We start from the raw sequence: 23809 nt of genomic DNA, 5'->3' as shown, positions 1-23809 counted from the left end.
GCCATGAATCTGCTTTAACTGATTAGATGTGACCCCCTGCACTTGCGAGAATTGCTATGGAAAGGGAACGTTCCACCTCGGCGGCACAGGTTGAACAATACCGGGCAGAACACGCCCGTATCGACGAACGTCGCCGCCTGCTTGGGCTTCCCCCAAAGAAACAGGGCTACTGGGCGTTGGCGCTGTCCGGCGGAGGGATTCGCAGTGCGACGTTCTGCCTGGGTGTACTGCAGGCACTGGCTCGGGCCAAGGCGGCCAGGACGCCAGACGAACAACAAAGTGTCGGCAAACGCCTGCTGGAACAGTTCGATTATCTGTCGAGCGTGAGTGGCGGTGGCTATCTGGGTGCGTTCTTCGGCACCTTGTTCCTTCCAGACCGCTTGCGTGTGCAAGAGAACGCACAGGTTGCGGTAACGCCTGCAGTCAAGGCAGCGCAAGATGCCTACGAGGTTTTCGATTTCGAACCCCCTGGGCGTATTCACACCAGTACCAATTATCGAGACGCGCCAGTGGGGGATGCGCCATTGGCATGGCTGCGGGAGAATGGCCGATACCTGACACCTGGTGGTTCTGGTGACATCCTTTTCATTCTGGCGCTGTCCATGCGCAACCTGCTTGCGTTGCACTTCGTGATTGGCATGCCGCTGTTGTTCCTGCTGGCCATGGCTGCACTGTTCCAGGCCTACATCCCGAACAGTGGATTGTTCGCGCTGTTGACCCAGGTGTTCTCTCAAGACCAGTTGGGGGGATTGTATGGTTCGCTATGGTGGGTGCCCGCTGCCGCGGCCGTCCTTTGGGTGATACCGCTGATGCTGGCCTATTGGATGGTCTATGCGCGCAAGGATCAGGACGAAGCATTGCATCTGTGGAACTGGTCGACAGTTTTGTACAGTGCTGCAGCGGCAATGTTCATGGCTCTGGCCCTTTCTCCCTGGCCAATCGAAAACGAACTTCGCCTGTTGCTGGGCACCTGCGGATTGGTGTGCGCGCTCGGGGTGATCGCCTGCGTCGTGTTGGTCCTGCGCCTGCGTTGCTCCCGGGACGGTGATAAAGCCCTGGCCCGCCACGACAGTGTGCGCACGTATCGCGTTCTGGTCACTCGATACCTGGGCAAGGCGCTGGGTGGCACGTTGGTGCTGGCATTCTTCGCCTTCATACCCTGGCTAAGCGAACTCGTTTATGCCAAGGGCATTGCCCTTGCCTCTTCCGCGGCGCTGCTACCGGTACTGATCGGGGCCATCCGCACACTTTCCAGCCTGCTTGACGACAAGCACTTGCCGGGCTGGCTGAGCCGCTTGCCTCTGAGCGCCATCGCCGGGGTGGCCGGCCTGCTGATATTCGTGCTCGGCGCCTTGATGTGGGGGCTGTTGGTGCAGTTCGTGCGCCATCAGAGCAACCCACACGACACAATGGTCCATCTGGCCAGTCTTGCTGGCCTGGCGCTGATCCTGAGCCTTGCGGCGGGTAGCTTTATCGGCTTTCTCAACCAGTCCTCTTTACAGTCGTTCTACAGTGGCCGCCTGTCCCGGGCCTATCTGGGGGCCTCAAATGGGCAGCGTTTTTCGGGCAAGACCCGCAAAGCGCGTCGCCAGTACCTGAGCGTTGCCGAGCCCTTGCCTGAAGATGATGTGTCAATCGAACGCTATTATGGCGCCACCCCCTGTGCTCCGGTGCATCTGATCAACGTAACCCTGAATCTCACCGTCGACCCAGCCGAACAACTGGTTCAGCGCGACCGCAAAGGCAAACCCCTTTGCCTGGCCCCCAGCGGCTCGGCCACTTCCGGCAGTGTCAGCTATATCCTCGATGGCGAGCCGCGCGACCGCTCCTTGCAACGCAAGTGGTACAGCGAAATCTATCAGCCACTGGCATTGTCCCACTGGATCGCAACCTCAGGTGCGGCCGTATCCACCGGCCTTGGCCGGGCAACCTCGCTAGGCACCTCCCTGGCGCTGGGCCTGACCAACCTGCGCCTGGGTACCTGGTGGCCGGCCAACTTCCTGGAGGATGGCGAAACCGTTGAAGGGAGCCGGTGCTGGCGTGACGGCCTGATGGCGACCATTTTCCCAAGCCAGGCCTACCTGTTCTGCGAACTGACTGCACGCTTCCATGGCGTGTTGCGTGATTATCAGTACCTGTCTGACGGCGGTCATTTCGAAAACACGGCCACCTACGAATTGCTCCGCGAAGGACGCAAGATCGAGCTGATCGTCACCTGCGATTGCGGGGCTGATCCCACCTACCGTTTTGATGACCTGGCCAACCTGATCCGCTTGGCACGCATCGACCAGGCTCTGGAGATCGAGGAGGATGAGGGCGTGCATCTGATCCCTGAGTTGGCGCCCTACTTTGGCCGCATGGACAGCTTTACCACGCCAGCGCCTGGTAGCATGCGTTGCGCGATGTTGTTCAACGTAAGCAATCGCCTGGGCCAACGCACAGCGCGAATCCTGGTGCTCAAACCTAGCTTGATCGGCGGTCTGCCACTGGACGTACTCAACTATGCCAGCGGTCATCCCACCTTCCCCAACGAAAGTACCGCCAATCAGTTTTTCGATGAGGCACAGTTTGAAAGCTATCGGCAGTTAGGCTTGCAGATTGGTCAGCGTCTGTTTGGCGATGGCCAGGGGAATTCAGTCTCTCAGGCGTTGATGAGTTATTTGTAATTGTGTTGAGCCAGCGACGTCACTTGGGCGGCTGGCGCGGCCAACGACCTGTTTGGTTCATGACGTGCCGGCATGGCTCTGAACCGGCCTGCAAGACAGGCGGGGCGGTCCTTCATCCCATGAACCGTCGGTTGTGTATGTGTTGCAGGCCAAGATTGTCGCGCAAGGTTCGCCCCTCGTACTCGCGCCTGAACAACCCCAGGCGCTGCAACTCGGGAATCACCCACTCGACAAAATCATCCACCCCACCTGGCAGATGGGTAAAGAGCAGGTTGAACCCATCCGCGGCGCCCTCTTCGAACCAGCATGCCATCTCCTCGACGATCTGCCTGGGCGTCCCCACCAGCAAACGATGCCCACCCGCGCCGAGCTTGCGCAGCAACTGCCCGGCGGTGGGGTTTTCGCGGCGGATCAGGTCCACCACCAACTGCTGGCGGCTCTTGTGGCGCTCGGTCAATGGCACCGGGTCTGGCAACACAACAGGCGCATCGGCCGGCAACCGCGCCAGGTCGATACCGATATCCAGCAGGAACGACAGCGCCTTGAGCGCCGCTTCCGGGTCCACCAGCGCCTGCAACTGCTCGGCCTTTTCCTGCGCCTCGCTGACTGTGCGCCCCACCACCGGCGCGAGGCCGGGAAACACCTTGAGCCCCTGCGCAGGCCTACCGGCCAGGGCCAGGCGCTGGTGGATGTCCTCGTAGAAGGTCCTGCCCTCTGCCAATGTCTGCTGGGCGGTGAACACCAGTTCGGCACTGCGCGCCGCCAGCGCTCGGCCAGCTTCCGAAGAGCCCGCCTGGGCAATCACCGGCCAGCCTTGCAGCGGGCGAGGCGCATTCAGCGGGCCACGCACGCGAAAGTATTCACCCTGGTGATCGAGCACACGCATGCGCGCAGGATCGAGGAAGGTGCCCGAGGCCTTGTCCAGCGGGAAGGCGTCGTCCGCCCAACTGTCCCAAAGCCCGGTCACCACCTCGAAAAATTCCTCGGCGCGGGCGTAACGTTCGGCATGGGGCAGGTGCGTGGCGTGGTTGAAGTTCTCACCGCCGATCAGCGCCGTCACCAGGTTCCAACCGGCGCGGCCATTGGACAGATGATCGAGGGAGGCGAACGTACGGGCAATGTTGTAGGGCTCGTTGAAACTGGTGTTGGCGGTGGCGATCAGGCCGATATGACGGGTCACAACCGCCAGTGCCGGCAGTAGGGTCAGAGGGTCCCAGCGCAGGCTGTAGCCACTGCTGCGAAGCACACGCGGATCCAGTTCGCCGACCGCCACGTTGTCGTTGAGGAACAGAGCGTCGAAACGCCCACGCTCCAAGGTTTGCGCATACTGCCGATAGCGCTCGAAGTCGAGCGAGGCATCGGCGTCGGCCTGCGGGTGGCGCCAGCTGCCGGCATGGGCGCCGGTGCCGGAGAGGAAGGCGCCCAGGCGCAGCCGGCCATCAAGCCTCGCCATGGCTGGGCTCCTGGTTGGCGGCAGCGGCAACGGGTGCGCGCAGCAACAGGGCCACCCCTGCCCAAGCCAGCAGCAGCGCAACGGCGAGGAAAACCATCACAGCCTGGTAACCCTGGAGGAATGCTGCATGTACCCAGCCTTGCAGCACATCACCACCCTGCCCCAGGTGCTCGGCCAGCAGCACCGCGCCCTGCTCCGGTGCCGCTGCCGCGAGCGCCAACCAGTCGGTCTGTGCAGGCACGCCACTGGCGCTGGACAGCGCTCGGCTCGCGATTTCGCGATACAACCCTACCCCCGCCGCCAACCCCAGCCCACCGCCGACATTGTGCAAGGTCATCAGCGAACCCATGGCCACCGAGCTTACCTGCTGCGGCACGGAGGAAATCCCCAGCACGGTCGAGGGGCCGAGTATGCAGGCCCAGCCCAACCCCATCACGGCGAAGGCGCCGAGCAGATGCACCAGGGACGTGTGTTCGCCGAACGCCGCCTGCAGCGCCGCAGACAGCACGAACAACAGCAATCCCACCTGGACCAGCAACGCCGGCCCCTTGCGGTCCACCAGGCGGCCGACCACAGGCGAAAGCACCGCCACCCCCAGTGTCGTCGGCAATAGCAGCAGCCCGCTGGCCTGCACGTTTTCACCGCGGATCAACGCCAGGTACAGCGGCATCACGAAGAACGCCACGCAATAGAACAACGCAAGACCGAAGCTGGCCGTCACCGCCGCGACGAAACGCCGGTTGGCGAACAAGCGCAAGTCCACGATCGGCGCCCTCACCCGCAACTCGACCACCGCGAATGCGGACAGCGTCACAAGCGCCAGGCCGAGCAGTGCCAGGGTGTTTGCCGAGACCCAGCCCCAGGTCGCGCCCTGGACGATCACCAGTACCAGGCTCGGCAACCCCACCAAAAGCAGCACCGCGCCAAACCAGTCGAGCCGCACCCCGTCCTGCTCGGCCCGCGACTCGTCCGCCGCCAGTGCGATGATCGCCAGGCTCAGCAGGACAAAGGGTACGTTCACCAGGAAGATCCATTGCCAGCCCAGCGCACTGGTGATCACCCCGCCCAGCACCGGCCCCACTGCCAGCCCGATGCCGTTCACACCGAACAGCACGCCGAACGCCTTGCCCTGCTCCTCGCTGGCGAAGGTCGCCGCGACGATAGCCCCCGAAGCGGTGTAGAGCACCGCGCAGGCCAGCCCTTGTGCCACCCGCGCCGCGACCAGCGCATCGATGCTCGACGCCAGCCCCGCCGCCAGTGACGCCAGGCCGAACACCAGCAGGCCGATGTTCAGCACCCGCCTGCGGCCGTGCAGGTCAGCCAGGCGCCCCACCAGCACCATAGTGCTGGACAGCGCCAGGATGAAACCGTTGATCACCCACTGCAGGCTGCCCACCGACGCACCGAGCTCGGCCTGCACGGCCGGCAGCGCGGTGTTGACGATGGTGAAGTCCACGCACCCGAGAAAGCTGGCGATGCTTACCCCAAGCAAGGCCCACCATTTGCGTTGCTGTTGCGCAAAAACGCCCATGGAAACTCCTGTCCGTCAAAACAAGTGAAGGCCGTCGTCCGTGTGGCGTGGGGCCGATGTCGAAGGTTGTGCTCAGATGGCGATGGCGCTGCCGGCCCAGGCCGGATGTACCGCGCCAGGCGAGGTGAAGGGAATCGGAATGCCGCGCTTCTTGAACTTCAGCGGCAGCCAGTGCACCCGGTCGGGGCTGTGCGGTTCGATCAGCAGGCGCCGTGCCGTGGCCATGGCGTGGGTCATCTGCTGCGGGTAGATTACATAGTCGTAGCCCTCCTCCGCCCACTGCGGGAGGATGATCGGCACTTCCTCGAGGATGTACTCGCGGCATTGCGCGGCGGCACGTTCCAGGTCGGCGTCGGGGTCACGCAATCGTAGCCGTTCGGTGAACACACCAATGGTGGTCTCGATGGCGCTGCGCAAGTCTTCGTTTTCGCGGTACAGCTGGTTGACCTGTTGGCGCAGGTCGGCGTAGCGGTCCGAGGCCAGCTCCTGGTTCCAGCGGCTGATGCGCACTGGTGCCTCCAGCCCAGCCAGGTACTTGCGGTTGCGCGCAAGCCACGCATCACCGTCGCGGATCGCCGCCGACAGCGCCTCGCCCGGCGACTTGCCGTGCTTGTTGTGGCGCTGCAGGGTGTCGGCCACCACGACTTTCACCTGGCTGAAACCGGACTTGTTGATCAGGTGCACGGTGGAGCTGAGCTTCTGCTCCTCGTGGTACTCCTGTCCGACGCTGACGGCCAGCACGCAGCGCTTGCCGGTGAAGTCCAGTGCTTCTCCACCCTTGTTGAAATAGGCTTTGAGGTTGATCGCTTCCACATTGCTCATGTCGCTTAGCTCCAGTAGGCCAAAGGCTGGTCGTCGCCGAAATAACCGATGAATACGCCAAGGGTGACCCGGGTGCTGGTGACCGAGGGGCGCACCGCGTGGATCAGCCGTGGGTTGAGGAAGATCAGGTCGCCGGGCTCTGGCTTGACCACCAGGTCCGGCGGCGGCAACAGGTGGCGCTCGATGCCGTAGGCACGCTCGCCGCGCAGGCGGTCGTACTCCGCCTCGTCGGGGTGCAGGTTCCAGATTTCCAGCTCGCCGCCGTCGTCCGGGATCTGCAGGTAGATGTTGGTGGAAAGCTGCGTCAGCAAGCGCGGTTTATGGTCCTGGGGGGCGTTGCGCGCCAGGTCGTCGGTGTGGGGCGTGAGGTCGACATTGTTGCCCTGGAAGCGGGCGATGCCGACGAAGCATTTCTCGCCGTTCACATCCAGCAGCCGCGCGCCCTTGGGCCAGACCTCGTCAAGCAACAGGCGCAACTGGTCGATGGGTGATGCCAGCGGGCCGAAGGCGCCGCGGATCTTGCGGATGTTGGCGATGGCCTGGCCGTGGTATTCGGCGCGGCTGGCTGCGTCCTTGATTTCGATGTACGCCTTGCCCAGGCGCACGAACTCGGTCTGCTCGCTGAAGGCACCACGCAGTTCGTGGTGGCTCAGGCGCTCCAGCGCCAGGGCCACGGTATCGGCCGAAGCAAAGCCTTTGATCTGGATGCCCAGGGTGCGGGCATCAATGACATCTTGCAACTGAGCAGCGGTCAGATCCTCGACCGTGGTGATGGTCAGCATGAACACTCCCTCGCCTGTCCGTTGATGTTTTATCGCACTTTCCACTGGCATCCCTGCCGAAGTAACAGCGACTTCCAACCGTCGCCAGGCCATATTCAACAAGCCTCAAGCGCTTGTGAAATATCGTTTTTCTCTAACATCAAAACATTTTTCAAAATATTGCCAGCCAACTTTAAGACTATTAACTGCACGCATGAAGATTATAAAAAATGCAACTTCGCCGAGCGCAAAACATAACGTTCACTGCGCGCCGTTCATTTCGTTGAACTGCCTGTCCACCCGTTGCTCGGCGTTGAATCCGGGGCTGATGACACCTTCGTCCTGGTACAGCCGTACGGTGTCGGCCAGGTCCTGGAGCAACCCATCGTCCACGTCCACCCTGCGCGGTCGGGAATAGCGGTTGGAACGCAGGTGAACATCCAGCGGCAAGCCGCTCTGGCGGGCCTGGATGGCCGAGTACTGCTCGATATGGGCATTGGCCCAGGCCCAGGCGCGTCCAACCCTTTGCAGGAAGTCGCGCAATTGCCGGGGTTTGTCGCGGATCGCCTCGACATTCGCCACCAACAGCATGTTGCCGGCGAACAAGCCCTCACCGCTGACCAGCACCCGCGTACCGCCCTCCAGCTGCGCCATGCTGGTGTACGGGTCCCAGGTCGCCCAGGCATCGGCGCCACCGTTGGCCAGCAGGGTGCGTGACTCGCCGGGTTGCAGGAAAACGAAGGTGGCGTCACGGCCACTGTGCCCGCTCGAGTGCAGCGCCGCCAGGGCCAGGTAATGCCCGATGGACCCGCGTGTGGTGGTGATCCGGCTACCGACCAGCGCCTTGCCATCGATCAACGGCGAACCCTGCGGGACGATGATCGCCACCGCCGTGGGCGTGACCTGCAGGCGCACCACACCGACGGCCTTGAGGTCGACGTCAGCCGACGTGGCGAACACGAACGGCGCGGTGCCCAGGGTGCCGATATCCACCGCGCCGGCCGCCAGGGCCTCGGCGGTGGGCGCGGCGGCGCCGAACGAGGCGAACTCGAGTGGGTATGGCACGTTGTCGAGTTCGCCGGCAGCCTGCAATAGCACCTGCAGCGAGTTCTTCTGGCTGGAGACACGCAGTGTTTCATCTGCGTGGGCAATCCCGAGCATCAAGCTCAGTAGCCCGAGCAGGATGTACTTGAACCTCAGATCACCCACCATCCCTGTAGGAGCGGGCTTGACCCGCGATACAGACGACGCGGTGAATGGCACCGGCAATGCCGGTGATCGCGGGGCAAGCCCGCTCCTACAGGACGACATACCGACGCTTCCCTGACCCATCAGAACGCCACGCTCACGCGGCCATAGTAGTAACCGCCACCCAGGCCATAGGGCGAAAACATCCCGTACTCATAAGTGCCCGCCCACGGCACGATGCCGATCTTGTCCGGGTACTTGTCGAACAGGTTGTTGGCGCCCACCGCCACGGTGATGTTCTGCGTCAGGTCGTAGGCCACGTCGAGGTCGGTGATCCACTTGGCGCTGTAGGTACGGTCGTTGGCCGGGATGTTCGAGCCCTCGGTGTACTCGCCGTAGCGCGTCAAGGTGAGGTTCACCGTCCAGTCGTCGACCTTGTAGTTGCTGTTGACGATCCACTTGTCCTTGGGCGTGGCCTTGGTCAGGTCGATCTGCTGCTGGCGGTCGAACAGCACATAGCCGGCACCCAGGCCGGACAGGCTGGCCGGGGTGTCGGCGAGGTCGCGGATGGTGGTCTTGTTGTGGTTGTAGGCCAGGCTCCAGCGCACGGTGCCGTACTCGGCCAGCGGCTGACGGTACTCGGCCACCAGGTCGACGCCTTTGGTGCGGGTATCGGCGGCATTGGCGAAGTACTGCCCGGACAGGCTCGGCGACAACCCGTTGGCCACCAGGATGTTCGACACTGCGGGGCCTGTGAGCACGCCGGTCTGCAGGATGCGGTCATCGATGTCGATCAGGTAGAAGTCGGCGGTCAGGCGCAAGCGCTCGGTGGGCTCGGCGGTAAAGCCCAGGCTGTAGTTGCGCGAGGTTTCCGGTTCCAGGGTCTTGGCGCCGAGCGCGATGGCCTCGGGTGAGCCGGGGCGCATCTGCTTGGTGCGTGCGGTGCTGGTGGCGCCGCCGGCACCGAAGATCGTCACCGAGCTGGTCGAGGAGAACACGTTCTGCGCCAGCGACGGGGCGCGGAAGCCATTGCTCACCGCCGCCCGCACCGCATAGCCCGGGGCGAATTCGTAGCGGGTGGTGAACTTGCCGCTCAGGGTTTCACCAACGTCCTGGTTGTAGCGTTCGTAACGCAGGGCGAAGGCGCTGTACCACTGCGGTGTGATGTTCAAGCCGAAATCCACGTAGGCCGCGCCGCTGTGGCGGATCATCTGCCCGGCATCCTCGGGCGTGGTGCCGTTGACCGAGAACAGCCCTGGGTCCGGGCGCCTGCCGGCCAGGGGGCCGCTGGGGATTACGTAGTCGCCATAATTATAGGAGTTGGGCTCGCCTTCGGTGAGCTCGTACTTCTCCCAGCGGTACTCGACCCCGAACGAAGTCTCCAGCGGGCTGGACCAACCGATGTCCAGGGCACGGCTGAAGTCCAGGTTGGTGGTCCATTGGTCGAAGATCTCGTCGGTGAGGTGGAAGCGCCGCTGGCTCAGTAGCGGGTCGTTGGACAAGTTGAGGTTGTTGTCGGTGTACAACTTGGCCTTGTCGCGCCCGTAGGTGGTGGACAGGTCCCAATCCCACTCGGCCGCCAGGCCCTTGAGGCCGGCGAGGAACTGGTAGTCGGTCTCCTCCACTTCGCGGGTGGCCTGGCCGCCCTTGGGGTAAGGCGGGTTGGGCAGCCAGTTGGTGGCGGTGATGTCGGTGGGGGCGCGGTGGCCGAGCACCTTCTTGCCGTCGCGGTAGCTGAGGGTGGAGAACGAATACAGCTTCAACTCGTCGCCCAGGGGCAGTTCCAGGTTGTAGGCACCGCTGTAGGTGCGATCACGCCCCAGGCCATACTCCTCGCCCCAGCCATGGCGCTCGGTCAGGCGTGGGTCCGGCTGGCCGTTGGCCAGGGTGGTGAAATTGCCGTTCACGGCGCCGGCACGGTCGTAGGGTTCTTGCAACTTGGCGTCGAAGGACACATTGAGGAAACCACCCTCGCCCAACGCGAAACCGGCATTGGCGGCCTCGTGGCCACTGGTGCCGTCGCCGCTGTAGTACTGGCCCACCGAACTGTCGGAACTGATGCCTTCGGCGTCCTGCTTGAGGATGATGTTGATCACCCCGGCGATGGCGTCCGACCCGTACTGGGCGGCGGCGCCATCGCGCAGCACTTCGATGCGTTCGATCGCCGCCGTCGGGATCAGGTCCAGGTCCACCGGCACCGCGGCGGTGCCCACCCGGGCGTTGTTGTTGATCATCGCCGTGTTGTGCCGGCGCTTGCCGTTGACCAGGATCAGCACCTGGTCGCCGCCCAGCCCGCGCATGCTGATGCCACGCACCAGGAACGCGGTGCCACCGCCGTTGATGGTGGGCGCGTTGAACGAGGGCAGCAGGCGCGTGAGCATGTCCTTCAGGCCGTTCTGGCCACTGGTGCGCAATTGCTCGCCGGAGATCACGTCCACCGGCACCGGGCTGTCGGTGACGGTGCGCTCCTGGCTGCCGCGCACGCCGGTCACCAGCACGGTGGACAGCGCCGGGTCGGTGGCGGCGAGGGCTTCGCCGGTGATGGCCAGCGCCAGGGCGGCGCTGAGGGGTGAAAGTACGAGGGACTTTGGCATGGGGGCTTCCTATGGCAATGGGCAGTGGCTCAGCGGGCCTTGGCGGCGACCGCCTCGACCTCGATCAGCGCGCCGGGCAACACCAGGCCGGCGACCTGGACGGTGGTCCGGGTCGGCTTCAATGGCTGGCTGTCGCTGCCGAAGAACTGCCGGAAGCCCCGTTGCAGGCCCTCGAAGTCCATGCGCCCCTGCAAGTTCGGGTCGCCCACCAGGTACACCCGCAGTTGCACCACATCACCGAGCCCCAGACCCCGGGGCGCCAGGGCCGACTCGACCTTGCGCAGCACGGCGACGGTCTGCGCCTCGGTGTCGCCAGCGGCTCGCAGCTGATCCTTGGCGACCTTTGGGTCGGCCGGGTCCGGCAGGATCCCGGAAACGAAGGTCAGCACCGTGCCGGGTGGCAAGGTTGCCGCCTGGAGGATCGGCGAGTTGGGATAGGTCGAGGGAATGCGCTCGATCTCGGCCGCCTGGCCGACGCTGGCGAAAAGCACCCCCAACCCCAGAAGGGCATGTTTGAAAGGCATGGCGAAGCTCCGTTTTTCTAGGCGCCAGCCTCGGAGGTCCGCTACCTGGCTATTTGGTTGTGTGTTGTTTCAGGCGGTCGCAGTGGCCTGCGCACGCTCGGAGAGGTTGCGCACCACCCGCCGCGCGGCGGCAACGGCGGTCTCCTGCCAGATGCCCATGCCGCTGTGGGCCAGGCCATCGCTGGTCAGGTGTACGCGGCCCTGGGGCTGGTTGAGCAGGCCGTAGTCGCTGTCCGGCAGCGGCCGGCTGATCCACGGCCCCAGGCTGTAGGGGATACGGCCCCAATCGACCACCAGCGGCTTGCGCAAGTCCAGGCCATGACCGGGATGCAACAATTCCACCGCCTGGCGCGACAAGGCGATCTGCTCGGCGACGGTCTTGTCGCCGAACTGCCGGGCGACCTCACCATTGTTGTAGGCGGCCACCAGGATGCCTTCGGGCTGGTTGAAGCCACCGCTGGGGTACCACAGCCCGGACGACGCCTGGTTGATGAACGACAGGCCGCCGTAGATCTGGTAGTCGGTCTCCCAGAAGCGCCGCGACTGCCAGGCCACCTTGTTGGCGAAGCCGAACTGCACAGCGGCGATGGCCTGGCGCGCGGGAGCGGTAAAGTTGTTGTCGATCTTAGCCAGCAGCGGCAGCGGCAGCGCGATCACTGCATGGTCGCTGCTGATGCGTCGTTGCTGGCCGTGCTGCTGGTAGCCGATCTCGACGCGGTCTTCGAAGTTGCGGATCGAACGTACCTCGGCACCCAGCTGCAGCGCGCCTTGCAGATGACGCTGGAATGCTTGGGGAATGCGGTCCATGCCGCCCACGGGCTGGAACATGGTCGGCGAAAACTCCGGATACTCATCGATCATCAGTGCCGTGCCCAGTGCCGGGTTGAGCAAGGTGCGCAAAGGTAGCGGGTCGTTGCGCTGGGCCAACTGGTCGCCGGCACCCGGCCAGACCTTGTAGCCGGAGCGGGCCGAACCGAGATACTCGAGCTTTTCCGAAAGATCGCCCCAGGTGCGCAGGAAACCCAGCAGGTTGCGCTGGTCGTCCAGGCTCAGTTCCTGGTCCAGGGCCTGACGGTTGACGGCCTTGGCCAGCAGTTCGGCCAGGTGGCCACGGCTGTCGTTCACGGCCTGGCGGATCTGCATCGGGGGCTGGTCCAGGTCGGGGCGAACCAGCGCGTTGCGGCTGGTGTTGACCAGCACCTCCAGTTCCACACCCAGCTCGCGGCAGTAACCGAGCACCAGTTGATGGTGGCTCGGCAGGCGGCCAGGGCCTGCGTTGAGGTAGAGGCCCTCGTCGAAATCGGCGACCTGCACGCTGCCGTCAGTGAATTCGACGCGATCACCCCGGCGTACCGTCCAGTTGCGCCCGCCGACTCGCTCACGCGCTTCCAGCAAAACGACCGTGAAACCTGCCTTGCGCAGCTCGTAGGCGGCCACAAGGCCGCCGATCCCAGCACCCACCACGGTCACCGTGGCACCCTGCCCCACATTGGCCGGTTTCAGGGCTGCGTAGGTTTCCTGGCTGCCTCGTGCCGGGCTCATTGCACCGAACAGCCCCATGGCTGCGGTGGCAGCCTGGATGCCACCGACAACGCCGATACGGGCAATGAGCTGTCGTCTGGTCAATGGCATCGCGGGCACTCTCCTTGGTCCACGTTTATTGCGTTCAGTTATGACCCGTGGCCACAAGCAGTGAAAACGCTCTATGTGGAGCCATCCTAAAAGAGTGGGATGGGATAAGAGAAATACATTTTGAGCATATGCAAATATTAAAATGTGTAATGTTTTTATCTTTGCAATCTGCATAACGTGCATAATTATTTAGTAACACCTCCACCTCGGCAGGAGCGGCTTCAGCCGCGATCACCCGCAAAGCGGGTGCCAGGCACCGCGATGGCCGCATCGCGGCTGAAGCCGCTCCTACAGGGATCGTGCCGCTTGCGCCATCACCCGCAGCAGGTTGCCACCCCAGATGGCGGCAAGGTCCTCCTCGCTGTAGCCAGCCGCCAACAGGCGCGCACTGATTTCCGGCAACTGGCTGACATCGCGCAAGCCTTCCACGCCGCCACCGCCATCCCAGTCCGCACCGATACCGACATGGTGCGGGCCGACCACCTCCAGGATGTGCAGCAGGTGGCGCATGAAGTCGTCCAGGCTGGTGCTGGGCAGCGGATGCAGCGCTTCGGCGTCGTGAATCCGCCGGGCCAGGTCGGCCACCTGCTCGGGCGGTAGGCTGGCGGCCTGGCGAAACTCCCGATACAGCGGCGCCAGTGCCTTGTCCCGCTCCGGGTTCGGTGGTCGGGGAACAAGATCACTGGCGAAGCTGTTGACCTGCACCACGCCGCCTTTGGCGGCCAATTGGCGCAGGCGCTCGTCATCGAGATTGCGCGGGTGCGGGCCGATGGCCCGGGCGCCGGAGTGGGAGGCAATCACTGGCGCCCGGGACAGCGCCAGCACCTGGTCGAACACCGCGTCGGAGGCATGGGACACATCGATGAGAATCCCCAGGCGGTTCGCCGCCTGCACCAGCTCGCGGCCGGCCGGGCTCAGTCCGTGCCATTGCGGCAGCGCGGTGGCCGAGTCGGCGAAGTCGTTGTTCTGCGCATGCACCAGCCCGAGCATGCGCAAACCCAGGCGGTGATAGGTGGCCAGGCGTCCGGGGTCGGCGGCCAATGGCTCGGCGTTTTCCATGCTGATCAGCACCACCCGGCGTCCGCTGGCGACGATATCCAGGACGTCCTCGGCGCGGGTGGCCAGGGCGAACTCGTCAGGCCGCGTCGCGACCATGTCACGGATGCGAGTGATCACCGCCAGGCCATGCTCGCTGGCCTGGGTGCGCCCCTCGGGCGTGCGCGGGCCCTGGGGGGTGAAGATCGCGAAGAAACCGCCGTCCAGGCCGCCTTCGATCATGCGTGGGAGGTCGACCTGGGAGAGATCCTCGGCGTAGGTGTGGCGCTGGCTGATGTCCCAGCCGGGGCGTGCCAGGTGCATCGGGGTGTCGAGGTGGCTGTCGAGCACCAGCAGGCGTTCGTGCAGGCCGCGGATGGCCGGGGGAACCTCGGCATGGGCGCAGCAGCAGGCGCATAACAGTGCGAGAGAGGCGAAATGGGGGGCGCGACGCATAGGCGCATCCTTGAAATGCCGGGTTTGTGCGCGAAGGAGATACCGTAGCGCCTGGCACCGGCTTGCCGGTGATCGCCGGCAAAGCCGGCTCCTACAGGTACAGCGACGGCTATCCCCAGCGGAAACTGCGGTCCCACAGCGGCGCCACGTCAAGCCGCTGGGGCAACACGCCTGCCGCGAAGAAGGTATCGGCCACCTCCTGCTGTGAGCGCACCGCGGCATCATCGACCGCCTGCAACACCCTCGGGCCGCTCTGGGCCCTGTACTGGGCGATGAATACCTCGCGCGGGATGCCCAGGATCTTCTCGCAGCGCGCCGCCCAGGCCTCGGGGTGGTGCTGCACCCACTGCCAGCTGCGGTACTCGCGCTGCACGTAGTCCTCGATGGCCGCGCGCTTGCCCGGGTCCTCGATTGCATGCTGGTTGGCGGCGATCACGTAGTTGCCCGACAGGTAGCCCTGCCCGGTGCGCAGCACCCGCGCGCCGCTGCGCAGTTCGGCCAGCTGGATGAAGTAGCCGAACGTCACCCAGACATCCAGGTTGCCGTTCTGGAACGCGGCGAAACCGTCCTGCGGCGTCAGCGCCAGGGGCTGGATATCGTCCAGGGTCAGGCCATGCTCCTTCAATGCCCGCAGCAGCATGTAATGGGATGACGTGGAGCGGATATACCCCACCCGTTTGCCGGGCAACTCCGCCAGCGACTGCATCGTCGAACCCTTGGGCACGACGAAGGCCTGGTTGTTGACATCGCCCGTCAGCACGGCGATCAGCTTGACCGGTGCCTGGTTGCGGATGCCGAAGATCGGCGGGATCTCGCTCATCGGCGCCAGGTCCAGGGTGCCGCTGATCAGCGCCTCGAAACCCAGGTTGCCGCCGTTGAACTCGGCATACTTTACCGCATAGGGCGGGCGCTGGATGCCCGCATCCTCGAAGAAGGTCGGCGCGGCACCCTTGTAGGTGGCCACGGCCAGGGTCAGGCCCTGCCAGTTGCGGGCGAAGGCGCCCGGCATGCAGCAGGCGAGCCCGGCCAGGGCGCTGTAGTGCAGAAAACGTCGGCGATGCATGGTGGCTCCTCAGTCGAGAAAGTCGGGTTCGTCGCGCAGCAGGCGGTCCCAGTACGGCTGGAAGCTGAACCAGCCACCAAACTCGGTACCCACCTGGCGTGCGGTGTGTTCGGCCACCGCGGCGGGGATCGGCCGTGGCGTGCCGGCCGCCTCCGCGAGCAACTGGGCGTGGGCGGCATTGTCCAGGGCGATGAAACGCCATACCGCCGCTTCCACCGTGCGCCCCACGGTCAGCAGCCCGTGGTTCTGCAGGATCAGCGCCACCTTGTCCGGCCCCAGGGTGGCGGCGATACGCGCGCCTTCGCTGGCCTCCAGCACTACCCCGGTAAAGTTGTCGAACAGCGCGTGCTTGCCATGGAAGGCGCAGGCGTCCTGGGTCAACGGGTCGAGCAGGCGGCCCAGGCTTGACCAGGCCTTGCCGTACAGCGAGTGCGCATGGGCGGCGGCGACCACGTCCGGGCGTGCCTCGTGCAAGGCGGCATGAATGGCGAAGGCGGCCAGGTTGAGCGCGCCCTGCCCTTCGACGATCTCACCCTGCGGATTGACCAGCAGCAGGTCGCTGACACGGATGTGGCCGAAGTACACGCCCACCGGGTTGACCCAGAAGTGGTCCGGGTACTGCGGGTCGCGCACGGTGATGTGCCCGGCGCCGCCCATGTCGAAACCATGCCGGGCGAACAGTCGGAACGACCCCGCCAGGCGTTGCTTGCGCAGCAGGCGCTCGGCCTCGACGGTCGGCTGCTGCGGTGGTACTTGCCAACGGAATACGGTGTGGCCGTCGCGGGGCAGCGAATAAGCGGTCGGCGGCAAGCCAGTCATGGCGTCTCTCCTTGGGTGGGCAACTGGTTTTCCAGGCGTCGTCCGTGCTGGAAGTGCTCGACATTGCGGGCCAGCAGCGCGGCGAGGTTGTGGTACACCCGCGAGGTGTTGGCCGAGGTGTGCGGGCTCAGCCGTATTTTGGGGTGGCTGTAGAACGGGTGGCCCGCCGGCAGCGGCTCGGGGTCGGTTACGTCGAGGCTGGCTAGGGCCAACTGGCCGTTGTCGAGGGCTTGCAGCAGCGCCTGCTGGTCGATGAGACTGCCTCGGGCGAGGTTGATCAGGTGCAGACCGGGCTTGGCATGGGCCAGCGTTCGCGTATTGATCACATGGTGCGTTGCTTTGCTGGCAGGCGCAGCCAGCACCAGGTGGTCGGCGCAAGCCAACAATGCCTGCACGTCAGTTGCTCGCTGCACGCCCGGCACTTCAAAAGGCTGGGCCGAGCGTCGCAGCGCGACGACCTCGATATCCAGCGCCAGGGCCTTGCGCGCCAGGGCTTGCCCGATGCTGCCGAAGCCGTACAGCCCCAAGGTGCTCCCCGCCAGCGAGGCCAGCGGACGCGGCTGCCACTGCGACGGGGTGTCGATCCACACGCTAGGCAGCTGCTTGGCGGCAGCAAACATCGCGGCCAGGGCGAACTCGGCGAGGCTGTCGGCCGTCACGCCCCGCGCACTCGCCACCGGCAGGCTATCGAGCAGCCAACGCGGGAAAGCGTCCACCCCAGAGCTGACCAGTTGCACGAAGCCAAGGCCGAACGGCCAGCCGGGAGGCGGCCTGCTGGCGTCACGCAGGCCAGCATGTGGCGCGGCCAGCAGGACGCTTGCCTCCTGGGGTAAATCCAATGGCACGCCCCGGGCCAGCGGCAGCACCTCCGCGCCCGGCAAATGATCACGCAACAAGGCGTTGAAACGGCTGTCGAGCTGACTGGCGATCATGCCTGCCCTCCTCGGCTGGGCAACGCAAATGCCGCCCGCCCCGCCGCGCCGAGCACCGCGTCGTTCTGTGGCGTGTGGATACGGCTGCACAGCACATCGCGGTAATGCCGCTCCAGCGGGTTGCCACGGGCCAGCGCCGGGTTGCCGATGGCTTCCAGGCCCAGCTCCACGGCACTGATAGCCTGGGTGGTGACCAGGTACTTGACCTGGGTCGCCTCGCTGGCGGCGATGCGCCCTTCGGCGGCGGCATCGAGCAGCACGCGGTTGGACAACAGCAAGGCATCGATCCGCCCTACCAGTTCCTGGAAGCGCGGCAGGCTCGACAGTGGCGCGCCGAGGTTGGCCGGTGTGCGCCCGGCCAGCCAGCCCACCAGCCAGTCGCGGGCGGCGCGGGCTACGCCGTCATAGAGGCTCGACAGCAGCACGGCCAGCCACAGCACGCCGTTGTGGTCCAGCTCCGATGGGCGGGGTTGATGGGCTGGAAGGATGTCCACCGCGTGATCTTCAGGCACCAGTACATCCTCGAAGATCACGTCATGGCTGCAGGTGGCGCGCATCCCCAGGTGGTCCCAGGTTTCCTCGATGCGGATGCCGGGCGTGTCGCGGTGTACCAGCCAGGTGCCGACGCGTGGCTCGGCTTCGTCACTGCGCGCCCACACCGACAACCACGTCAGGCCGGGAATGCCGGTGGAATAGATCTTGCGCCCGCTGATGCGCCACCCCTCCGGCACGCGCCGGGCGATGGTGGCTGGCAGGCCGCCACGGGCCGGCGTGCCCAGCTCGGGCTCGACGCGCAGGGCGTTGACCAGCGCGCCCTGCTCCACCGCCTCGCGGGCCAGGCGCAGGCGCAGGTGTTCCGGCCAGGCCAGGTTTTGCTGGAGCCGCGTGTGTTGGAGGTACTGCATCACCAGCACCAGTGCCGTGGACGGTTCACCCCGGGCCACGGCAGCGATCACCCGCCGTGCCTGGGCCAGGCTGGCTTCGCGGCCACCCAGGCGCCGAGGCACGGTCAAGGCCAGCAACCCATGCGCGTGCAGCCGCTGGAAGTTGCCGTGGGGGAAGCTGCCCTGGCGATCGTGTTCGCCGGCGCTGGCGGCGAGCTCGTCGCTCAGTCGCGCCAGCACGTCGGCGAAGGCCGGCGAGTCGAGATCCAGTGTACGGCTGGCATGGAAGGTATTCAGGCTCATCGTTGCGCTGTCCGTGCAAGGGTGTGGGCATGGGAAGCCGCCGGTGGCTGGACACCCAGCAGTGCGAGCAGATGCTGGCGCAGGTCCTGGAAACCACGGCTGGCCACTTCGCGATGGCGCGGCAAGCGCACCGGAATCTGCTCGGCAATGCGCCCGGCCTCCAGTACCACCACCCGGTCGGCCAGCAGCAGTGCCTCGTCAACGTCATGGGTGACCAGCAGCACCGAGGGTTGATGAGTGCGCCACAGCTCGATGATCAGCTGGTGCATGCGGATGCGGGTCAGCGCGTCGAGCGCGGCGAACGGCTCGTCGAGCAACAGCAACTGTGGCTCGCGCACCAGCGCCCGGGCCAAGGCGACACGCTGGGCTTCGCCGCCGGACAAGGTGCCTGGCCACGCTGCGGTGCGATGGGCCAGGCCTACCTCCCGTAGCGCGGCCAACGCGCGAGCTTGCGGGTCACCGCCCCGCAGGCCCAAGGCCACATTGCGCCAGGCGCGCTTCCAGGGCATCAGGCGCGGCTCCTGAAACACCGCGGCACGCGCCTCGGGCACCTCCAGCGCACCGGCATCTACCGTGTCCAGCCCGGCCAGCGCGCGCAACAAGGTGGTCTTGCCCGAGCCGCTGCGCCCGAGCAAGGCGACGAATTCTCCGGCCGCCAGGTCCAGGTCGAGGCCATCGAGCACCGCCTGCCCGGCAAAACGGCGCGTGAGCCCGCGCACCCGCACCGGTGGGCGCAGGCGTTGCAATGCGATATCCATGGTCAGTTCCTTATGAAGGTGGGGCGCCAGGCCAGCGCCAGGCGTTCGAGCAGGCGTACCAGGGCGTCGATGGTCAGGCCCAGCACGCTGTACACCAGCAGGCAGATGACGATCACATCCGTGCGCATGAAGTCCCGGGCGTCGTTGACCAGGTAACCGAGCCCCGCGCTGGCGTTGATCTGCTCGACCACCACCAGCCCCAGCCAGCTGATGCCGAAGGCGTAGCGCAGGCCGACGAAGAACGAAGGCAGCGCGCCGGGCAGGATCACATGCCAGACCAACCCCAGCCGGCCCAGGCCGAACAGGCGCCCGGCCTCCACCAGCTTGGGGTCGACGCCGCGGATGCCGGAAAACAAAGTGAGGTAGACAGGAAAGGTGGTGCCCAGGGCGATCAGGGCGATTTTCGGTGTCTCGCCCACCCCGAACCAGAGGATGAACAACGGCACGATCGCCAGGAACGGCAAGGTGCGCAGCATCTGCACGGGCGAGTCGATGGCGAGCTCACCGCGGCGCGACAACCCCGCCAACAAGGCCAGCAGCGTGCCGGCCGAAACACCGATGGCCAGGCCGCTCAATGCGCGTTTGAGCGACACCCAAAGGTGCCCGGCCAACTCGCCGCTGGTGACCATCTGCCAGAGCGTGCCGCCGATGGTGCTGGGGGCGGCGATGATACGGGCCGGCAGCAGGCCGAACCGTGCCGCCAGTTCCCACAGCACAAGCAACAGCAAAGGGCTGAGCAGGCGCAGGCCCAGGTTCTGCCAATCCTGCCAGCGCGGCAGTAACAGCATCGGGGGGTGGCTTTGCCGGGACATTCCTTCTCCTCGCATGGGGCCTTTTCATTGTCTTCGGGCCGCAGGCGGGAGCGTGGATCAGGGCTGCTGCCTGGGTAGATCCACATGCTATCGATCTTAAAAACCGTCGTGAAATTCGATCTGCTTCTAACCTAATATGCGAATTGTTAATTTGAATGTATTTTCTATATGCATGATTTTTAATTTTTTCAGGCGTTAGGCGAGACGTATCTTGCGCCTGCATCGCGGATGAATCCGCTCCTACATGATTGGTGCTATTGCCCTGTAGGAGCGGATTTATCCGCGATGCGCCGCACGAGCGGCGCTCGGCCTCCCAGGCAAAAACGTCCTGGAGGCGTACGCCTCCCCGCTCACCCCTGGTTCGCCACCCGCTGCGCCACCGTCTCGCCAAACATCGCCACCGGCGCCTGCAGGTTGCCGAGAAAACGCGGATGAATCAGCCACAGGTCGATCACCGGCTTGAAATCACTCACTGGCACGACTTCCAGGCGCTCCCGATGCCGACTGTTCTCCAGCAACGGCCGTGGCACCAGGCCATAACCCAGGCCATTGGCAATCAACCCCAACTGCAACTCGGTACCGAAGGTTTCCAGGTTGATCCGCAAAGACAACCCTTCATCGTTCAGCGCCCGCTGCAGGCCTGCACGAAAACCGCAACCGTCCGGGTTGAGCACCCAGCCACGCTGGTAGCAATCGGCGAGCTTGCAACTGCGCTTGCCCACCTCGCCTCGGGCGGCCACCACCACCAGGTCCATGCGTGCCAGCGAGCGCCCGACAATACCTTCGGGAAACACCTTGCCAGCCGGGAACAGTGCGGCCACGGCGTCCAGCTCGCCGTTCTCCATCTTGCCCAGCAAGTGGCTGCCCCATCCGGTGGACACTTGGGTCTGCAGCTCCGGGTACAACGCCTTGAGCTGGCTCAGGGCATCGAGCAGCACCACATCACCGACGGTCTGCGGTACGCCCAGGCGCAGCGCGCCGCTGGGCGAAGAATCGCTGAGCACCAACTCGCGCAACGCATCCATCTCGCGCAGCACCGCCCGGCACTGCTCATACACGCGCATGCCCATGGGGGTCGGCTTGAGGGGTTTGGTGTTGCGGTCCAGCAGGCTGACCCCGAGGGCCTCCTCGAAGTTCTGCACCCGGCGAGTGATGGCGGGCTGGGTCAAGCGCAGCGATTCGGCCGCCTGGCTGATGGACTGGCTGCGGATGACGGCCACGAATGCATCGATATCATCTATCTTCATTCTTAATTCGCATAATAAATATCTGGAAAAATACGCAACAAGAATAATACCTTTTCCCACGCCACGGTAGCGCCCGGCGCTGCCCCTCTCACATGGACATCGAGGGAAGTCATGTCTCAAACGCCCAACCTAGGACGGCTACGCGATTTCATCGGCGAACTGGCCGAGTTGCTGGCCCAGCACCCGGACGAACCACGCCTGCTTGAGCAAGGCGCCGGACTGCTGCGCGCACTGGTGAATGTCGATGATTGGCTGCCGGACGAATACGCTCGGCCCAGCCCTGAACGCTACCAGCAGTACCTGCTGCACGCCGATTCCCGCCAGCAGTTCTCCATCGTCAGTTTTGTCTGGGGGCCGGGCCAGGAAACGCCCGTGCATGACCACCGCACCTGGGGGCTGATCGGCATGTTGCGCGGTGCCGAGACCAGCCAGGGCTATACCCTGTCACCTGGCGCCCTGCGTGCCGACGGCGCCGCTGAAAGGCTTGAGCCCGGCCAAGTGATCGCGGTGTCGCCGCGCATCGGCGACCTGCATCAGGTACGCAACGCCTACAGCGACCGCACCTCCATCAGCATCCATGTCTACGGCGCCAATATCGGCGCGGTGCGGCGTGCGGTGTACAGCGCCGAAGGCGCAGAGAAACCGTTCATCTCCGGCTACAGCAACAGCCACCTGCCCAACCTCTGGGACCTGTCGAAAGAGAACCGCGCATGAGCCAAGTCAACCATCGTTCCTATCACGTTATTCGCAGCGCCCTCCTCGACCGCCAGGAACTGGCCCTGCTCGATGTCCGCGAGGAGGACCCTTTCGCCCAGGCCCACCCGCTGTTCGCCGCCAATGTGCCGCTGTCGCGGCTGGAACTGGAGATCTTCGCCCGGGTGCCACGGCGTGACACGCCCATTACCGTCTACGACGACGGCGAAGGGCTGGCACCGGTCGCCGCGCAGCGGCTGCAGGCCCTCGGCTACACCGATGTGGCGCTGCTCGAAGGTGGCCTGGCGGGTTGGCGGGATGCCGGTGGCGAGCTGTTCAAGGATGTGAATGTACCGAGCAAGGCCTTCGGCGAACTGGTGGAGGCAGAGCGGCACACGCCGTCGCTGGCGGCTGAAGAGGTCAAAACGCTGCTCGACGCCAACGCCGATGTGGTGGTGTTGGATGCCCGCCGCTTCGATGAGTACCAGACCATGAGCATCCCTGGCGGCATCAGCGTACCGGGTGCCGAACTGGTGCTGCGGGTGGCGGAACTGGCGCCCAATCCGGCTACCCGGGTGATCGTCAACTGCGCCGGGCGCACCCGCAGCATTATCGGCACCCAATCGCTGGTCAATGCTGGTATTCCCAATCCGGTGTCCGCCCTGCGTAATGGCACCATCGGCTGGACCCTCGCCGGGCAGGCGCTGGAGCATGGGCAAACACGGCGCTTCGGCGCCGTGTCCAACGCCACCCGTGTCGCTGCCGCACAACGCGCCCGGCAGGTGGCCGACCGCGCAGGCGTGGCGCGCATCGACCTGGAGGGTTTGCACCGATGGCAAGCCGAGACGTTGCGCACCACGTATCTGTTCGATGTGCGCACGCCCGAGGAGTTTGCCCTGGGCCATCTGCCCGGTGCCCGCTCCACACCCGGTGGCCAGTTGGTCCAGGAGACCGACCATGTCGCCAGCGTGCGCGGTGCGCGCCTGGTGCTGGTGGACGACGATGGCACGCGCGCCAACATGAGCGCGTCATGGCTGGCGCAGATGGGCTGGGAAGTGGCGGTGCTCGATGGGCTGTCCGCGTCGGACTTCAAGGAGACCGGCGCCTGGGTTGCCCCCGTCCCCGTGCCTCCTCAGGCCGAAGCCATCAGCCCTGCCACGCTCGTCGAGTGGCTCGAAGAGCCGGGTACGCAGGTGCTGGACTTCACTACCAGCGCCAATCATGTCAGGCAGCATATACCCGGGGCTGTGTGGGCATTGCGCAGCCAGTTGCAGCAGGTGCCGGCGTCGTTGCCCGGGGTGCAGCGATATGTCGTTACCTGCGGCTCGAGCCAACTGGCGCGCTATGCCGCACCGGAAGTGGCGGCCTTGAGCGGCAAGCCGGTGTTCGTGCTCGAAGGCGGCAACAGCGCATGGAACGCAGCCGGGTTGCCGACCGCGCAAGGTGAACAGCACCTTGGGGCGCCGCGTATCGATCGTTATCGACGGCCCTATGAAGGGACGGACAATCCACGTGAGGCCATGCAGGGGTATCTGGATTGGGAGTTCGGGTTGGTGGCGCAGTTGGGGCGTGATGGGACACATGGGTTCTTCGTGGTCTGAAATGATCGCCGGCAAGCCGGCCCCTACAGGGTGAT

General features: G+C 65.1%; 19 protein-coding genes. 3 read left to right on the top strand and 16 right to left on the bottom strand.

Going from position 1 to position 23809, the window contains the following annotated elements; genetic code table 11:
* Positions 1–56 precede the first annotated feature (56 nt).
* On the top strand, positions 57–2666 hold the full coding sequence (locus NGM28_RS17550) for a patatin-like phospholipase domain-containing protein (protein ID WP_252090924.1): 2610 nt from the start codon (positions 57–59) through the stop codon (positions 2664–2666).
* Positions 2667–2778: 112 nt separating this feature from the next.
* Here the strand turns inward: NGM28_RS17550 and NGM28_RS17545 are convergent, their stop codons facing one another.
* The 16 genes from NGM28_RS17545 to NGM28_RS17470 form a co-directional block, all read right to left on the bottom strand.
* Positions 2779–4119: an LLM class flavin-dependent oxidoreductase gene (locus tag NGM28_RS17545; RefSeq protein WP_252090923.1), complete on the bottom strand. Its 1341-nt coding sequence runs from the start codon at positions 4117–4119 to the stop codon at positions 2779–2781.
* Complete coding sequence (locus tag NGM28_RS17540; protein WP_252090922.1) at positions 4106–5650, bottom strand: DHA2 family efflux MFS transporter permease subunit; 1545 nt, start codon at positions 5648–5650, stop codon at positions 4106–4108. Before NGM28_RS17540 ends, NGM28_RS17545 begins: the two co-directional genes overlap by 14 nt.
* Positions 5651–5722: 72 nt before the next feature.
* Complete coding sequence (locus tag NGM28_RS17535; RefSeq protein ID WP_252090921.1) at positions 5723–6472, bottom strand: tRNA-dependent cyclodipeptide synthase; 750 nt, start codon at positions 6470–6472, stop codon at positions 5723–5725.
* Positions 6473–6477: 5 nt separating this feature from the next.
* On the bottom strand, positions 6478–7254 hold the full coding sequence (locus NGM28_RS17530) for a 2OG-Fe(II) oxygenase (RefSeq protein ID WP_240062864.1): 777 nt from the start codon (positions 7252–7254) through the stop codon (positions 6478–6480).
* A 240-nt stretch (positions 7255–7494) separates the two neighbouring features.
* A complete protein-coding gene (locus tag NGM28_RS17525) occupies positions 7495–8544 on the bottom strand; it encodes an ABC transporter substrate-binding protein (protein ID WP_252090920.1) in 1050 nt (349 codons plus the stop codon).
* Positions 8545–8564: 20 nt separating this feature from the next.
* Positions 8565–11015, bottom strand: a complete 2451-nt coding sequence (locus NGM28_RS17520) for a TonB-dependent receptor plug domain-containing protein (protein WP_252090919.1) — start codon at positions 11013–11015, stop codon at positions 8565–8567.
* Positions 11016–11044: 29 nt separating this feature from the next.
* A complete protein-coding gene (locus NGM28_RS17515; RefSeq protein WP_252090918.1) occupies positions 11045–11539 on the bottom strand; it encodes a RidA family protein in 495 nt (164 codons plus the stop codon).
* Positions 11540–11608: 69 nt separating this feature from the next.
* Positions 11609–13171 carry a flavin monoamine oxidase family protein gene (locus tag NGM28_RS17510; RefSeq protein WP_252090917.1) on the bottom strand — a complete coding sequence of 521 codons (1563 nt, stop codon included), beginning with the start codon at positions 13169–13171 and terminating at the stop codon, positions 11609–11611.
* Between the two features lie 288 nt (positions 13172–13459).
* Positions 13460–14662: a dipeptidase gene (locus NGM28_RS17505; protein WP_252090916.1), complete on the bottom strand. Its 1203-nt coding sequence runs from the start codon at positions 14660–14662 to the stop codon at positions 13460–13462.
* Between the two features lie 109 nt (positions 14663–14771).
* Entirely contained in the window at positions 14772–15725 is a 954-nt protein-coding gene (locus NGM28_RS17500) for an ABC transporter substrate-binding protein (RefSeq protein ID WP_252090915.1), read from the bottom strand.
* Between the two features lie 9 nt (positions 15726–15734).
* Positions 15735–16544: a class II aldolase/adducin family protein gene (locus tag NGM28_RS17495; protein WP_240062857.1), complete on the bottom strand. Its 810-nt coding sequence runs from the start codon at positions 16542–16544 to the stop codon at positions 15735–15737.
* Positions 16541–17476, bottom strand: a complete 936-nt coding sequence (locus NGM28_RS17490) for an NAD(P)-dependent oxidoreductase (protein WP_252090914.1) — start codon at positions 17474–17476, stop codon at positions 16541–16543. The genes NGM28_RS17495 and NGM28_RS17490 overlap by 4 nt, the downstream gene beginning before the upstream one ends.
* Positions 17473–18663, bottom strand: coding sequence for an acyl-CoA dehydrogenase family protein (locus NGM28_RS17485; protein ID WP_252090913.1), 1191 nt, complete (start codon positions 18661–18663; stop codon positions 17473–17475). The genes NGM28_RS17490 and NGM28_RS17485 overlap by 4 nt, the downstream gene beginning before the upstream one ends.
* Positions 18660–19421, bottom strand: a complete 762-nt coding sequence (locus NGM28_RS17480) for an ABC transporter ATP-binding protein (RefSeq protein WP_502943870.1) — start codon at positions 19419–19421, stop codon at positions 18660–18662. Before NGM28_RS17480 ends, NGM28_RS17485 begins: the two co-directional genes overlap by 4 nt.
* A 2-nt stretch (positions 19422–19423) precedes the next feature.
* On the bottom strand, positions 19424–20209 hold the full coding sequence (locus NGM28_RS17475) for an ABC transporter permease (protein WP_252090935.1): 786 nt from the start codon (positions 20207–20209) through the stop codon (positions 19424–19426).
* 374 nt (positions 20210–20583) lie between these two features.
* The gene (locus NGM28_RS17470; protein WP_252090912.1) at positions 20584–21480 is read right to left on the bottom strand and encodes a LysR family transcriptional regulator; all 897 of its coding nucleotides are present in this window, start codon (positions 21478–21480) and stop codon (positions 20584–20586) included.
* Positions 21481–21591: 111 nt separating this feature from the next.
* On the opposite strand from NGM28_RS17470, the gene NGM28_RS17465 reads away from it, so the two are divergent.
* Positions 21592–22194, top strand: coding sequence for a cysteine dioxygenase family protein (locus NGM28_RS17465; RefSeq protein ID WP_252090911.1), 603 nt, complete (start codon positions 21592–21594; stop codon positions 22192–22194).
* On the top strand, positions 22191–23774 hold the full coding sequence (locus NGM28_RS17460) for a rhodanese-related sulfurtransferase (protein ID WP_252090910.1): 1584 nt from the start codon (positions 22191–22193) through the stop codon (positions 23772–23774). The genes NGM28_RS17465 and NGM28_RS17460 overlap by 4 nt, the downstream gene beginning before the upstream one ends.
* The last annotated feature ends 35 nt before the right edge of the window (positions 23775–23809 follow it).

This window comes from Pseudomonas sp. MWU13-3659 (assembly GCF_023757525.1).
Lineage (GTDB): Bacteria > Pseudomonadota > Gammaproteobacteria > Pseudomonadales > Pseudomonadaceae > Aquipseudomonas > Aquipseudomonas entomophila_E.
Note: the sequence above shows the minus strand (reverse complement) of the source record. Positions and strands in the feature narration are given on the sequence as shown.

What these genes read in the sequence shown, in the direction of transcription:
- NGM28_RS17550 (WP_252090924.1), top strand. Translation starts at nt 57, where the DNA reads ATGGAAAGGGAACGTTCCACCTCGGCGGCACAGGTTGAACAATACCGG.
- NGM28_RS17545 (WP_252090923.1), bottom strand. Translation starts at nt 4,119, where the DNA reads ATGGCGAGGCTTGATGGCCGGCTGCGCCTGGGCGCCTTCCTCTCCGGC.
- NGM28_RS17540 (WP_252090922.1), bottom strand. Translation starts at nt 5,650, where the DNA reads ATGGGCGTTTTTGCGCAACAGCAACGCAAATGGTGGGCCTTGCTTGGG.
- NGM28_RS17535 (WP_252090921.1), bottom strand. Translation starts at nt 6,472, where the DNA reads ATGAGCAATGTGGAAGCGATCAACCTCAAAGCCTATTTCAACAAGGGT.
- NGM28_RS17530 (WP_240062864.1), bottom strand. Translation starts at nt 7,254, where the DNA reads ATGCTGACCATCACCACGGTCGAGGATCTGACCGCTGCTCAGTTGCAA.
- NGM28_RS17525 (WP_252090920.1), bottom strand. Translation starts at nt 8,544, where the DNA reads ATGTCGTCCTGTAGGAGCGGGCTTGCCCCGCGATCACCGGCATTGCCG.
- NGM28_RS17520 (WP_252090919.1), bottom strand. Translation starts at nt 11,015, where the DNA reads ATGCCAAAGTCCCTCGTACTTTCACCCCTCAGCGCCGCCCTGGCGCTG.
- NGM28_RS17515 (WP_252090918.1), bottom strand. Translation starts at nt 11,539, where the DNA reads ATGCCTTTCAAACATGCCCTTCTGGGGTTGGGGGTGCTTTTCGCCAGC.
- NGM28_RS17510 (WP_252090917.1), bottom strand. Translation starts at nt 13,171, where the DNA reads ATGCCATTGACCAGACGACAGCTCATTGCCCGTATCGGCGTTGTCGGT.
- NGM28_RS17505 (WP_252090916.1), bottom strand. Translation starts at nt 14,662, where the DNA reads ATGCGTCGCGCCCCCCATTTCGCCTCTCTCGCACTGTTATGCGCCTGC.
- NGM28_RS17500 (WP_252090915.1), bottom strand. Translation starts at nt 15,725, where the DNA reads ATGCATCGCCGACGTTTTCTGCACTACAGCGCCCTGGCCGGGCTCGCC.
- NGM28_RS17495 (WP_240062857.1), bottom strand. Translation starts at nt 16,544, where the DNA reads ATGACTGGCTTGCCGCCGACCGCTTATTCGCTGCCCCGCGACGGCCAC.
- NGM28_RS17490 (WP_252090914.1), bottom strand. Translation starts at nt 17,476, where the DNA reads ATGATCGCCAGTCAGCTCGACAGCCGTTTCAACGCCTTGTTGCGTGAT.
- NGM28_RS17485 (WP_252090913.1), bottom strand. Translation starts at nt 18,663, where the DNA reads ATGAGCCTGAATACCTTCCATGCCAGCCGTACACTGGATCTCGACTCG.
- NGM28_RS17480 (WP_502943870.1), bottom strand. Translation starts at nt 19,421, where the DNA reads ATGGATATCGCATTGCAACGCCTGCGCCCACCGGTGCGGGTGCGCGGG.
- NGM28_RS17475 (WP_252090935.1), bottom strand. Translation starts at nt 20,209, where the DNA reads ATGCTGTTACTGCCGCGCTGGCAGGATTGGCAGAACCTGGGCCTGCGC.
- NGM28_RS17470 (WP_252090912.1), bottom strand. Translation starts at nt 21,480, where the DNA reads ATGAAGATAGATGATATCGATGCATTCGTGGCCGTCATCCGCAGCCAG.
- NGM28_RS17465 (WP_252090911.1), top strand. Translation starts at nt 21,592, where the DNA reads ATGTCTCAAACGCCCAACCTAGGACGGCTACGCGATTTCATCGGCGAA.
- NGM28_RS17460 (WP_252090910.1), top strand. Translation starts at nt 22,191, where the DNA reads ATGAGCCAAGTCAACCATCGTTCCTATCACGTTATTCGCAGCGCCCTC.